Source organism: Modicisalibacter radicis (assembly GCF_900961225.1).
Lineage (GTDB): Bacteria > Pseudomonadota > Gammaproteobacteria > Pseudomonadales > Halomonadaceae > Modicisalibacter.
On sequence record NZ_CAAHFN010000098.1, the window covers coordinates 35,997 to 48,457 of the forward strand.

General features: G+C 67.5%; 13 protein-coding genes. 7 read left to right on the top strand and 6 right to left on the bottom strand.

The window, feature by feature from the left end; translation table 11 throughout:
* Positions 1-227 precede the first annotated feature (227 nt).
* From HR9077_RS17320 to aroQ, 3 genes are all read left to right on the top strand, one after another.
* Entirely contained in the window at positions 228-2,072 is a 1,845-nt protein-coding gene (locus HR9077_RS17320; RefSeq protein ID WP_136068541.1) for a bifunctional sugar phosphate isomerase/epimerase/4-hydroxyphenylpyruvate dioxygenase family protein, read from the top strand.
* Between the two features lie 61 nt (positions 2,073-2,133).
* Positions 2,134-3,000: a shikimate dehydrogenase family protein gene (locus HR9077_RS17325; RefSeq protein ID WP_136068543.1), complete on the top strand. Its 867-nt coding sequence runs from the start codon at positions 2,134-2,136 to the stop codon at positions 2,998-3,000.
* Positions 2,997-3,431, top strand: coding sequence for a type II 3-dehydroquinate dehydratase (aroQ, locus tag HR9077_RS17330; protein WP_136068544.1), 435 nt, complete (start codon positions 2,997-2,999; stop codon positions 3,429-3,431). The genes HR9077_RS17325 and aroQ overlap by 4 nt, the downstream gene beginning before the upstream one ends.
* Positions 3,432-3,497: 66 nt before the next feature.
* On the opposite strand, the gene HR9077_RS17335 is transcribed toward aroQ, so the two are convergent.
* The 4 genes from HR9077_RS17335 to HR9077_RS17345 are packed head-to-tail and all read right to left on the bottom strand — an operon-like array spanning position 3,498 to position 7,128.
* Entirely contained in the window at positions 3,498-4,319 is an 822-nt protein-coding gene (locus HR9077_RS17335) for a sugar phosphate isomerase/epimerase family protein (protein WP_136068546.1), read from the bottom strand.
* The gene (locus HR9077_RS17340) at positions 4,316-5,761 is read right to left on the bottom strand and encodes an FAD-dependent oxidoreductase (protein ID WP_244613330.1); all 1,446 of its coding nucleotides are present in this window, start codon (positions 5,759-5,761) and stop codon (positions 4,316-4,318) included. The genes HR9077_RS17335 and HR9077_RS17340 overlap by 4 nt, the downstream gene beginning before the upstream one ends.
* The gene (locus HR9077_RS22250) at positions 5,653-6,063 is read right to left on the bottom strand and encodes an FAD-dependent oxidoreductase (protein ID WP_244613332.1); all 411 of its coding nucleotides are present in this window, start codon (positions 6,061-6,063) and stop codon (positions 5,653-5,655) included. The genes HR9077_RS17340 and HR9077_RS22250 overlap by 109 nt, the downstream gene beginning before the upstream one ends.
* Before the next feature lie 3 nt (positions 6,064-6,066).
* Positions 6,067-7,128, bottom strand: a complete 1,062-nt coding sequence (locus HR9077_RS17345; RefSeq protein WP_136068548.1) for a Gfo/Idh/MocA family protein — start codon at positions 7,126-7,128, stop codon at positions 6,067-6,069.
* Between the two features lie 130 nt (positions 7,129-7,258).
* On the opposite strand from HR9077_RS17345, the gene HR9077_RS21940 reads away from it, so the two are divergent.
* Entirely contained in the window at positions 7,259-7,516 is a 258-nt protein-coding gene (locus HR9077_RS21940; RefSeq protein ID WP_168380987.1) for a hypothetical protein, read from the top strand.
* Here the strand turns inward: HR9077_RS21940 and HR9077_RS17355 are convergent.
* Both HR9077_RS17355 and HR9077_RS17360 read right to left on the bottom strand, forming a co-directional pair.
* Positions 7,493-8,272 (bottom strand): IclR family transcriptional regulator, encoded by a 780-nt coding sequence (locus HR9077_RS17355; RefSeq protein ID WP_136068550.1) that lies wholly within the window; start codon positions 8,270-8,272, stop codon positions 7,493-7,495. The genes HR9077_RS21940 and HR9077_RS17355 overlap by 24 nt on opposite strands.
* 45 nt (positions 8,273-8,317) lie before the next feature.
* Positions 8,318-9,109, bottom strand: coding sequence for an IclR family transcriptional regulator domain-containing protein (locus tag HR9077_RS17360; RefSeq protein ID WP_210725958.1), 792 nt, complete (start codon positions 9,107-9,109; stop codon positions 8,318-8,320).
* 186 nt (positions 9,110-9,295) lie between these two features.
* Between HR9077_RS17360 and HR9077_RS17365 the strand changes: the two genes are divergently transcribed.
* The 3 genes from HR9077_RS17365 (at position 9,296) to HR9077_RS17375 (ending at position 12,387) form a co-directional block, all read left to right on the top strand.
* A complete protein-coding gene (locus tag HR9077_RS17365; RefSeq protein WP_136068552.1) occupies positions 9,296-10,633 on the top strand; it encodes a class-II fumarase/aspartase family protein in 1,338 nt (445 codons plus the stop codon).
* 162 nt (positions 10,634-10,795) lie between these two features.
* Positions 10,796-11,614, top strand: a complete 819-nt coding sequence (locus HR9077_RS17370) for a CoA transferase subunit A (protein ID WP_136068554.1) — start codon at positions 10,796-10,798, stop codon at positions 11,612-11,614.
* A complete protein-coding gene (locus HR9077_RS17375; protein ID WP_136068556.1) occupies positions 11,614-12,387 on the top strand; it encodes a CoA-transferase subunit beta in 774 nt (257 codons plus the stop codon). The genes HR9077_RS17370 and HR9077_RS17375 overlap by 1 nt, the downstream gene beginning before the upstream one ends.
* Positions 12,388-12,461 lie beyond the last annotated feature (74 nt).

Genomic DNA, 12,461 nt, shown 5'->3' on the forward strand with positions numbered 1-12,461 from the left:
TGTCGAAGCAAATGTGGAACGTCGTGCCAGAACTGCTTCGCAGGCGCTCGAGGTCCCGGTTCAAGGGGGCTCGACGGGTGAGCGCGCTTGACAGGATTGTGCTCGAGCAGTCCATAATGCGAACTATCGAACGCTATGCGAACAATGGGTCGTTCAGCGCCCGCTACCCTGCATGGGGCGTCAACGTCGACGACGCTATCTGGCCCGGCGAATCAGGAGAGTATGTCATGCGAGCCATAGCCACTGTATGCCTTAGCGGTGATCTGCGCAGTAAGCTGGAAGCCGCCGCGCGCGCAGGCTACGACGGGGTGGAGATATTCGAGAACGACCTGCTGTCCTTCGATGGCTCGCCAGGCGACGTGCGCGTGTTGTGCGAATCGCTCGGCCTGCGGATCGTCGCCTTTCAGCCGTTTCGCGACTTCGAGGCGATGCCCGAGCCGCAGCGCCGGCGCAATCTGGAGCGCGCCGAGCGCAAGTTCGACCTCATGGAGGAGCTGGGCACCGACTTCCTGCTGGTCTGCAGCAACGTTTCACCGCAGTGCATCGACGACATGCAGCGGGTGGTCGACGACCTGCGCGAACTGGCCGAGCTGGCCGGCAAGCGCGGCCTGCGCGTCGGCTTCGAGGCGCTGGCCTGGGGGCGCCACATCAGCGACTACCGGGTGGCCTGGGAGGCGGTGAGGCGCGCCGATCATCCGGCGCTGGGGGTGGTGCTCGACAGCTTTCATATCCTGTCGCGCGGCTTCGAGCTCGACACCCTGGCGGGAATCCCCGCCGACAAGATCGCCTTCGTGCAGATCGCCGACGCACCGCTGCTGGACATGGACGTGCTGCAATGGAGCCGGCACTTCCGCTGCTTCCCCGGCCAGGGGCGGCTGCCGCTCGAGGCGTTCATGCAGGCGCTGGCCAGGACCGGTTATGACGGGCCGCTGTCGCTGGAGATCTTCAACGACGCCTTTCGCGCCGCGCCGAGCGACGCCACCGCCAAGGATGGACTGCGCTCGCTGATCTGGCTCGAGCAGTCCGTCGCAGGGGCGCCCTGGTCGCAACCGGCCCCGGCGCAGCCCGAGTACCGCGGCATCCACTTCATCGAGTTCACCCTCGACGAGGAGAGTGCCGCGCCGCTCGGCGAATTCCTCTCGGCGCTGGGCTTCCGGCACATCGGGCGGCACCGCTCCAAGAACGTCGAGCTGTGGCGCCAGGGGGACATTCATCTGGTGCTCAATTTCGAGACCGACAGCTTCGCCCATACCTTCCGCCTGCTGCATGGCACCTCGGTATGCGCGGTGGGCTTCCGGGTCGGCGATCTCGACACCGCCATGGCCCGGGCGCGCATCTATCAGGCACCGCTGTTTCGCGGCCCGGTGGGCGAGGGCGAGATGCAGATTCCCGCGCTGCGCGGGATCGAGGGCAGCCTGGTCTACCTGGTCAACGATGCCCAGGCCCGCGACGTGCAGTGGCGAACCGACTTCATGCTGTTCGACGACGCACATGACGAAGGGACCGGACTGCTCAACGTCGATCACATGTCCTATGTGCTGCCGCCCACCCAGCAGCTCGGCTGGCTGCTGTTCTATCGCACCGTGTTCGGTTTCGCCGCCGGCAGCGAACACGAGATCGCCGATCCCCGCGGCATGATGATCAGCCAGACGGTGACCAGCCCGGAGGGCTCGATTCGCCTCCCGCTGAACGTCTCGTCGGCCTCCGACACCCAGTCCGGGCGCTTCCTATCGGAGCATCAGGGCGGCGTGCAGCAGATCGCCTTCGCCACCGGCGAGATCTTCGCCACCATCGATGCCATGCGCGCCCGAGGCCTGCCGATGCTGCGCATCCCGGCCAACTACTACGACGACCTGGCGGCGCGGTTCGATCTCGACGACGGCCTGCTCGAGGCGATGCGTGCCCGCAACATCCTCTACGACCGCAACGACGACGGCGAATTCTTCCACGCCTATACCGAGACCTTCATGGGCCGGTTCTTCTTCGAGGTGGTCGAGCGGCGGGGCGACTATTCGCAGTTCGGTGCGGTAAACGCCCCGATCCGCCTGGCCGCGCAGGCGGCGCAGCGCTGAACGCAATCACCGCTAGGCAACCGGGGGCTCGCCAGGGCGGCTCCCGCAATGGAGACAGTGCATGAAACTCGGTCTGATCGGCAGGGCGATCATGAATTCCAGCTCGCCGGACCTGCACGTCCGGCTGGGCACGCTGACGGGCATTCCCGCCAGCTACGATCTCTTCGATGCCAACGAACAACCCATCGAGTCGCTCGACAGCCAGGTCCGCAAGGTGATGGCGCAGGGCTATCGCGGCGTCAACGTCACCTACCCCTACAAGGAAGCCGCGCTCCAGGTGGCCTCGGCGGCGGGCGAGGGCGCGCGACTGGTCGGCGCGGCCAACACGCTGATCTTCGAGAATGGCACGGTCCAGGCCGAGAACACCGACTTCACCGGCTTCATCAGTGGTTATCGGGCGACCCTCGGCGAGCGCCCGCCGGGTCGCGTGCTGCTGGTGGGCACCGGCGGCGTGGGCAAGGCGGTGGCCTTCGGCCTGGGCAAGCTGGGTGCCGAGGAGATCGTCCTGCTCGATCTCGACCCCGAGAAGTCGCTCCGGCTCGCCGAGGAGTTGACGCGCGCCGGCTTCCCCGCGTCGACGATCACCGCCGAGCAGGTTGAAACAGCCGCGGCGCGCTGCGACGGGCTGGTCAACTGCACGCCGATCGGTCACGAGAAGAGCCCCGGCTGCCCGTTTCCCGTCTCGGCTATCCAGGGCCATCAATGGGTATTCGACGCCGTCTACGTGCCGGCGGTGACCGAGTTCATCGCCGCGGCGAAGGCGGTGGGCGCGCAGGTGGTCAGCGGCGTGAGCCTTTTCGTGTTCCAGGGTGTCGATGCCTTCAAGTTCTTCTGCGAAGATGCCGACAAGCGGGCGCTGGTCGAGGAGCAGGCCGCGGCGCTGTTTGCCCACTACAAGCGTGAACTGATGAAGGAGAACGAGGCATGAGCGCGTCCAAGGTGCTGGTCCTGCATGGCCCCAACCTCAACCTGTTGGGTACCCGCCAGCCGGAGATCTACGGTCACGAGACGCTGGACGACATCAACAACCGCTTGTACGAGAAAGCGGCAGTGAACGGCTGGGACATTCGCTGCCGGCAGAGCAATCACGAGGGCGAGCTGATCGATGCCATCCAGGCCGCGCGCACCGACGGTACCGCGCTGATCGTCATCAATCCGGCCGCCTACAGCCACACCTCGGTGGCGCTCCTCGACGCCCTGAACGCCTTCGACGGCAAGGTCGTCGAAGTTCACCTATCGAACATCCACAAGCGCGAGGCGTTCCGTCATCACTCCTACGTCTCGCTGCGTGCCGACGGCATCATTGCCGGGCTGGGCAGTCGCGGTTACCTGCTGGCGCTGGACGCGTTGCGCGACTAGTTCTCCGGCTACGCGCCGCTTGTCTTGAACCCCCTGAGATCGCCCTGAGGCGGCCGGTGACCGCGTTCAGGGCTTGCCATCGAGCAGACGCCGGCTGGCTGTCAGCGCCCCGCGGGCACGCGCCAGTGCGCTCACGCCGCGTTCGCGCAGGGCCTGGGTGGGGATCTCCAGGCTCAGCGGCCCGTCGTGTGGCAATACCGCCAACAGCCCGGCCAGGTCGATGTCGCCCTCGCCGGGAAAGCAGCGCGCCTGGCGGGCCTGGCGAATGATCTCGTCCATCGAATCGGGGCGTGGCCCGGCCACGTCGCACAGCTGCGCGTAGCGCATCCAGTGGCGTGGCACCTCGGCCAGCTCGGCGAGCCGGCTGCCCGAACGCTCGAAATGGAAGGCATCGACCAGCAGCCCGGCGTTGGTACGGTCTGCCGTGGCGACGATGCGCCGGGCCTGGGAAAGATTGCGGACGCCGGTCCAGGGCATGAACTCGAGGTGCGGGTGGAGGGCGAAGCGCTCGGCCAGCTCGCACAGCGCGGCGAAATTGTCGGTCAGGCGGGCCTCGTCGTCATCGTTGCCGGCGACCAGCACTTCGCTGGCGCCCAGTTCGGCGCCGGTTTCCAATGCCGCCGCGAAATCGCGGGCTACGTCGGTTTCCGGCTTCAGGCGCAGGATTTCCACATCGAGCACCCTGATCCCGGTGTCGCGCAACCGTGCCCGGGTCCGGCGACGCAGGGCGGCATCAATGATCAGCGGGAAGTGATGCTCCTCGGGGGTGGCGGGGATCAACCGCAGGCCGACCCGGTCGTAGCCGGCCCGTGCCGCCACTTCGACCATCTCGGGCGGCGAGAGTTCGAGCACGGTCAGCGCGGCCAGCGAAAAACAACGCTCGTTCATGGCATGTCTCGCGTTTTCGAAGGAGTGCCGGTCAGGGCGTCTGCGTCGAGTCCCGCTGCGTGACGCGCAGCGATGTAGCCGAAGGTCATCGCCGGCCCCAGGTTGACGCCACCCGCGGGGTAGAAGCCGCCCATGATGCTGGCCATGTCGGTACCGGCGGCGTAGAGCCCGGGAATTGGCCGGTCGTTAGCATCGAGCACCCGGGCGCTGGCGTCGGTCACGAGCCCGGCGAAGGTGCCGAAACTGCCGGGCACCACCTTGACCGCATAGAACGGCCCTTTCTCGATCGGCGCCACACAGGGGTTGGGCCCATGTGCCGGATCGCCCTGCTTGCGATTGTAGGGCGTCGAGCCGCGTCCGAACTCGGGGTCCTCGCCGTGGCGGGCCGAGGCGTTATAGGCCTCGACGGTCCGGGTTAGCCCCGGCGGATCGATACCGCAGTGTGAGGCTAGCTGTTCGAGGGTGTGCCCGCGCTTGAGATAGCCGCGGCGGATCCAGTGCCCGAACGGTACCGGCACCGGGCGCACGATGCCCAGCCCGTAGCGACGCAGGAAGCGGTGATCGCAGACCAGCCAGGACTCGACCGGCTGGTCCTCCGGCACCGCCTCGATCAGCGCCGCCACATAATCGTAGTAGCCGTGGGCCTCGTTGACGAAGCGCCGGCCGTCGGCCAGCACACCGATCACTCCCGGCTTGCCGCGATCGATGATGTGCGGGAAGTGGCCGACCCGACCGTCCCGGTAGGGTACCGCCGAGACCGGGCACCAGGCGGCGGGCGAGGCCAAGCCGGTACTCACGTGGCCGCCGGCGGATTCGCCCAGGGCGGTGCCGTCGCCGCACGCCGATTCGGGAGGCAGCGCCAGGTGTTCGCGGCCGGTCGGGGTGCGCGGGAAGTAGCGCCGGCGCCGTCCGATGTCGTGGGGAAAGCCGCCCGCGGCGAGCACCACACCGCGCCGGGCGCGCAGCGTCACCTCGCCGTCGCGGGTTGCCACCGTCACGCCGTCGACGCGGCCGTCGTCGATGGCCAGGCGTTTGGCCGGCGAGGCGGTCCAGGTTTCCACAGCCAGCGCATCGGCGGACCTGACCAGCCGCCCGATCAATGCCACGCCGTTGACCCAGTGCATCGCCCGGCCGTAACGGGCGAGCTGATAGAGGTGACGCGTGAAGCGCTGGGTCACGTAAGCGGCCGAGCGCAGCGAGTGGGTCACGGTGAGAAACGCCGCCAGGTCAGCCCCTGCCTGGATCGGCATGCCCAGGAAGGCGGTCTCGGGCATGGTCCGGCGGATGTCCGCGACGCGCCGGCCGAGCTGGCGGGCATCGAAGGGCGCGGCGATCACCGAGCGTCCGCCGCTGCCGGCGCCGGGGGTGTCGCCGTGAATGTCGGGGATGGCGTTGCCGTCCTGGAACTGCAGCGCGGTGTGCGCCTGAAAGAAGTCGACCATGCGCGGCGCGGCGCGGCGTCGAGGAAGGCGTCGATCCTTGCCGCGTTGAAGCGCTCGCCGAGTTCGTGACGCAGGTAGCTGCGTACCGTCTCGACGTCCTCGTCGATGCCCGCCTCACGGGCGAGGCGGTTGCGGGGGATCCACATCCAGCCGCCGGACCAGGCGCTGGCACCGCCCAGCACGTTCTCCTTTTCCACCACGATCACCTCGAGACCGTGATGAGCGGCGGTCACCGCGGCCGAAAGCCCGGCGGCTCCGGAACCGACCACCACCAGGTCGCAATGACGCTCTCGCGCGGCCATGACTCAAGCCTCCCAGGGGTAGTGGGGCTGGCTTGTGCGGCCTCTCGCGGCGGCCCGCTCGACGGCATCGATCAGTGCCAGGGTGCGGGCGGCGTCCTCGACGCCGATCAGCGGCAGTGCCTCGCCGCGTACCACGGCGATGAAATGGGCGAACTGGCGATCCAGCGCGGTGCTGGCGTCGGGCGTGACGGCTTCGTCGACCAGCGGGGCGTGCCAGTGCGGCTCGTCGGCATAGCGCCAGAGGCGGAGCTGGGGCAGGGCCAGCGCGCCGGTGGTTCCGGCGAGCAGATAGCAGGGCTGGTCGGGCTGCTGCGGATAGGCGGAATTCTCGCCGCTGGCCAGCTCCCAGCTCCACGGTGCGCTGGCGGTGTCCGAAGCGTTGAGCGTACCCAGCGCACCGCTGGCGAAGCGCAGCGTCAGCGCCACGGTGTCGGCATAGGGCAAGCCACGCAGCCGTTGGCTGGTCATCGCCTGGACCTCGATGATCTCGCCGCACAGGTGGCGCAGCAGGTCGAGGTCGTGAATCAGGTTGGTGTGCAGCATGCCGTTGCCGGGGGTGCGCCGCCAGGGTGCGGCGAAGTAGTCGTCGGGTTTGTGCAGCTGCCATAGCGCGGTGACGTTGGTCAGCTCGCCCAGCACGCCGTCGGCGAGCAGCTCGCGGGCACGGCCGATCAGCGGGTTGTGGCGACGGTGATGGCCGACCAGCAGCGGTGTGGAGTGGCCACGGGCCGCGGTGACGAGCGCGGCGACTTCCTCCAGTGACACCCCCACGGGCTTCTCGATCAACGCCGGCACGCCTGCCGCCAGGCAGTCGAGAGCGCCGGCGACGTGCAGGGCGTTGGGGGTGGCGATGATCGCGGCGTCGGGGCGTTCGGCGGCGAGCAGCGCGTGCGGGTCGCGATAGGCTGGCACCCCGAGTTCAGCGGCGAAGGCCTGGCCGCCATCGCCGGGGTCGGCGATGGCGCAAAGCGCGGCGTCGGGCTGACGGGCGATCGTCGCCTGGTGCTGGCGACCCATGGCGCCGGCGCCCATCAAGGCGATGCGCAGGGGTTGGGAAGCGGGCATCGTGAAACTCTCCAAGGAGTGTTTGGAGAAACTAGAACGAGGTTCCGAAATATGCAATACGTACGCTTGTTCGCAATTTTCGTTGCTGTGCCGATGCAGGTATCAGGGAATGGGCAGCCGGTGCGCCTCGATGAGCCACAACAAGGTGCTTACGCTGGCGATGACGATCGCCGCCGTGGCCAGTGCGGGGTCGAGCGGCGGCAGCGGGCAGTGCGAAATTGATCATGAAGCCGCCCAGACTCTGGACCTGGCTCTTGTCGAGCAGGCGGAGCACCACGGCCAGGTAGCCGATACCGACCAGCAGGGAAATCGGAGTGGTGATGGCGAAGATGTCGAGCACGGCAACGTCCTTGTCGGGGGCGAGTCACTCGGTGAAAAGCTGCGATGACTGGCTGCAGTGCGAGAGTTCCTCGACGGCCTGCAGCAGCTTGGGGGCCAGCTCGTGCATGCGGCTTTCGGTGAGCCGCACGCTGGGCCCGGCGACGCTGATCACGCCGATCGGGTGATGCTTGATGGGGTGGCGGATGACCGCGCCGAAGGCCGAGGTGCCCAGCGCCGAGCTGTCGACGCAGCAGGTGTAGCCGCGCTCCCGAGCCAGCGCCAGACGCTCGAGCAGCTCGGCGTCGGTGCGTGGCGCGTTGGGGCCGAAGCGCTCGGGATCGTCGTCCTGGCGGGCGAGCAGGGTCAGGGCGGTGTGGTCGTCCAGGCTGGCCAGCCAGGCCTGCCCCGAGGCGGTATAGCGCAGCGGTGCCTCACGGCCCATGTCGGGATCGTAGCGTAGCCCGGTGCGGGAGCCCTGGGCCTTGGCGATCCAGGTCTGGCGATCGCCCTCGATCACCCCCAGGCGCACCAGTTCCCCGGTCTCGGCGGCCAGCCGGTCGAGGATGGGTTGCAGTACGTCGCTGGCGCCGGTGCTGCCCAGGTAGCGAAAACCCAGTGCAACCAGTCGGGTCGACAGCCGGTAATGGCCGGTGCGGGTCTCCTGGCGGGCGTAACCCAGCCGGATCAACTCGTTGCAGATGCGATGCGCGGCGCTCTTGGGAATCTCCAAGCGTTCGGCCAGCCGCTGCAGGGGGATGCCGTCGGGTTCGCTGGACAGGGTCTCGAGTACCCGCAGTGTGCGTTCGATCAGGCTGCCGGCCATCTATCCTTCCTCATCAGCTTGACGGTTGGAGCGCGGTGAAAGACGTCAACTGACCTGGATGGCGATCTGACGGGTCTTTTCCTGCAGTAACGGCAGGAAGCGCTCGGTGAGCGTGGCCAGGTCGATGCGGGCGGCGTTGGTGCTGACGTTGAGGGCACCGAGCAGCTTGCCGTTGGCGTCGAACGCCGGCACCGCCAGCGAGCGCAATCCCGAGTCGAGCTCCTGGTCGACGATGCAGTAGCCCTGCTGGCGAACCTGGCGCAAGCGCACGCGGAGCTCGTCCTTGTCGACGATCGTGCGCTCGGTGTAGCGCTCCAGCGTGACCGTGTCGAGCAATGCCTCGAGCTCGGCCTCGGGCAGTTGCGCAAGCAGCACGCGACCCATCGAGGTGGCCGCCGCCGGCAGCCGGGTACCCACCGACAGGGTGATCGCCATCAGCCGGTGAGGCGCCGCCGAGCGTGCTACGTAGATCACGTCGCTGCCGTCGAGCACACCCAGCGAGGACGATTCGCCGATCTGCGCGGTGATGTCCTCGAGATGCTGCTGGATCACCGTGCGGTAATTGTTGGCCGACAGGAAGGCGTAGCCCAACTGCAGGATCCGCGGCGCCAGCTCGAAGTGGCGGTTCTGCTTGCGCACGTAGCCCAGCGAGTTCAGGGTCAGCAGGAAACGCCGCGCCCGCGCCCGGTTCATGCCGGTCTTGGCGGCGACCTCGCTCAGGGTCATGCGCGGATTGGCATGGTCGAACGCCAGGATGACATCCAGACCGCTGGCCAGCGCGGTGACGAAGTCCCGGTCGTCGGGGCTCAGCGGTTCATCCTTCAGGTGCGTTGTCATGGGCGCCACTCTTCCTGTGTTGCGTGTTAGCGGGAGTCTTGCTGAACAGCCTCGTGCCGGGAGTCCGAGCGCGTCGGGGGCAGGACACGTTGTCGTCGACTCGCTGTGACTCTAGCATAGAGTTCGAATTGCGAACATGTGTACGCCATTTCACCATTAGTGGCATGTCAACCGGAGAAAATGCGCATGTATGACCTGCTGTTACGCCACCCTTTCATGAGCGATGCCGGGCGCGAGGCGTGCCAGGCCACGACGCTGGTACGGGCGATGTGCGACGTCGAGCTGGCGCTCGCCGCCGAGCAGCAGGCGCTCGGACTGTTGCCGGCGGGCAGTGCCGAAGCGATGGCCGAACAGCTCGAGGGGGTCGACTTCGATATCGCTGCGCTGGCACGGGACACCGCCAAGGGTGGCAATGCGGCGATTCCCTTCGTCAAGCAGGCCCGGGCGGCGCTTGCCGACGACTTGAAAGGGGCCTTTCACCGTGGCGCGACCAGCCAGGACATCGTCGACAGCGCGCTGATGCTGCTGCTCAAGCCGCGCCTTGAGCGCTGCTCGCGACTGCTCGGGCAGAGTCTCGCCGATGGCGCGGCGCTGATGCAACGCCATCGCGACACGCCGATGATCGGTCGCACGCTGATGCAGCAGGCGCTGCCGATCACCTTCGGCGCCAAGGTCGGCCAATGGCTGTGGGGGCTGCATCAGGCCCGCCAGCGCCTCGACACGGCGATCGACAGCGGTCTCTACCTGCAGTTCGGCGGGGCGGTGGGCGTGCATTCGGGGCAGGGCGAACACGGCGTCGCGCTGATGGAGGGCATGGCCCGGCGACTGGGGCTCAGCGAACCCTGGCTGCCGTGGCACACCGATCGTCAGCCGATCCATGCGCTGGGCTGCGCGCTGGATGGCGTCGCCGTGGCCGCCGAGAAGATCGCCCTCGACGTGGCGCTGATGACCCAGACCGAAGTCGGCGAGCTGGCCGAGCCGGCCGAGGCCGGTGTCGGCGAGTCGTCGTCGATGCCGCACAAGCGCAACCCGGTGGGCTGCGCGCGGATCCGTGCCGCGGCGCGCCAGATTCACGGTGCCTTGAGCGTGCTCGTCAACGCCGGCGCCCAGCCACTGGAGCGTGGGCTGGGCGAGTGGCACGCCGAATGGGCGCCGCTGGTCGATGGCGTGCTGCTGTTGGAGGGGGCGCTGGAAACCCTCGGCCACCTGCTCGCGGGGCTGGAAGTCGATACGCAGGCCATGGCGCGCAACCTGGAGGTGACCGGGGGGGCGATCATGGCCGAACCGGTGGCGCGGGTGCTGCAGACGGTCCTGAACAACGACGACGCCAGGCGGGTGGCCCGCGAGGCCAGTGAAGTGGCGCGTCGCGACGGGATCGCCTATGCCGATGCGTTGCTGGCCCATGAGCGGGTCGCGGGCAGCAACATCGATGCCGCGGCGCTACGCGAGGCGGTGCGTCCGGAGTTATACATTGGTAGCAGTCGAGCGCTCGCCGAGCGTGTGGGCGAACGTCTCAAGGGCTAAGAAGAGGATTGTTTTAAAAGCCGTTTCAGGGATCCGGGGAAACAGCGACGGGCCGCGCAGACGGCCCGTTCGCGTTTGACGCGCCGAGCGGATCTGGATTAGCTTGTTCGTATTGCAAACCTGTGTTCACCAGACGAACATTATGCGTTGAGAGACGATATCATGGCCGAATTCCTCAACCTGCATGACGCGGTGGCGCGCTACGTCGACGACGGCGCCACGGTGGCCATGGAGGGCTTCACCCACCTGATTCCATTCGCCGCCGGTCACGAGATCATTCGCCAGGGCAAGCGCGACCTGACCCTGATCCGCATGACCCCCGACCTGATCTACGATCAGTTGATCGGCGCCGGCTGCGTCAGGAAGCTGATCTTTTCCTGGGGCGGCAATCCCGGCGTCGGCTCGCTGCATCGGCTGCGCGACGCGGTGGAGAAGGACTACCCGAATCACGTCGAGATCCTCGAACACAGCCACGCGGCGATGGCCTGCGCCTACGAGGCCGGCGCCTCGGGTCTGCCGCTGGCGGTGCTGCGCGGCTACGTGGGCAGCGACCTGCCCAAGGTCAACGACCAGATCAAGTTCATCGAGTGCCCCTTCACCGGCGAGAAGCTCGCCGCGGTGCCGTCGATCCGCCCCGACGTCAGCGTGGTTCATGCACAGAAGGCCGACCGCAAGGGCAACGTGCTGGTCGAGGGGATCATCGGCGTGCAGAAGGAGGCGGTGCTGGCGGCCAGGCACAGCATCGTCACCGTCGAGGAGATCGTCGACGACCTGGGCGCCACGCCCAACGCCTGCGTGATTCCCGGCTGGGCGGTCAGCACCGTGGCGGTCGCCGAGAAGGGCGCCTACCCGTCGTACGCTCACGGCTACTATCCGCGCAACAACCGCTTCTACAAGGAGTGGGATGCCATTGCCCGCGATCGCGGCGCCTTCAACGAATGGCTCGAGAAGAACGTCCTCACTGCGGGAGGAGATGCCTGATGACGACCCAATACACCTCTGCGGAAATGATGACCGTCACCGCGGCGCGGGCACTGGAAAACGGCAGCACCTGCTTCGTGGGCATCGGCCTGCCTTCCGAGGCGGCCAACCTGGCGCGGCTGACCCACGCCCCCGATGTGGTGCTGATCTACGAATCCGGCACGTTGCAGACCAAGCCCGAGGTCCTGCCGCTGTCGATCGGCGACGGTGAACTGTGCGAGACCGCCTTGACCACCGTGTCGGTACCCGAGATGTTCCGCTACTGGCTGCAGGGCGGCAAGGTCGACGTGGGCTTTCTGGGCACCGCGCAGATCGATCGTTACTGCAACCTCAACACCACCCTGATCGGCGACTACACCGCACCCAAGGTGCGCCTGCCGGGGGGCGGCGGGGCGCCCGAGATCGCCACCAACGCCGGCGAGATCTTCATCACCCTCAAGCACTCCACGCGCACCTTCGTCGACGAGGTGGACTTCGTCACCACGCTGGGCTTCGGGCGTGACGGCAAGGGCCGCGATGGCGTGCCCAATATCGGCAAGGGCCCGACCCGAGTGATCACCGACCTGTGCGTGATGCGCCCCGACCCCGACACCAGGGAGCTGGTGGTCGTCTCGCTGCACCCGGGAGTGAGCGCCGCGCAGGTGCAGGAGGCCACCGGCTGGGAGATCCGTTTCGCCGAGACGCTCGAGACCACCGAGGCGCCCAGCGAGAAAGAGCTGAGCGTGCTGCGCGAACTCAAGGACAGGACCGACCGCCACCACGCCGGCGAATAAGTTCGGCTGGAACGGCCTGCGCTCGACCATACGGCGTTAGAAAGCACTTCGGAATACTCATTGACACATACGTC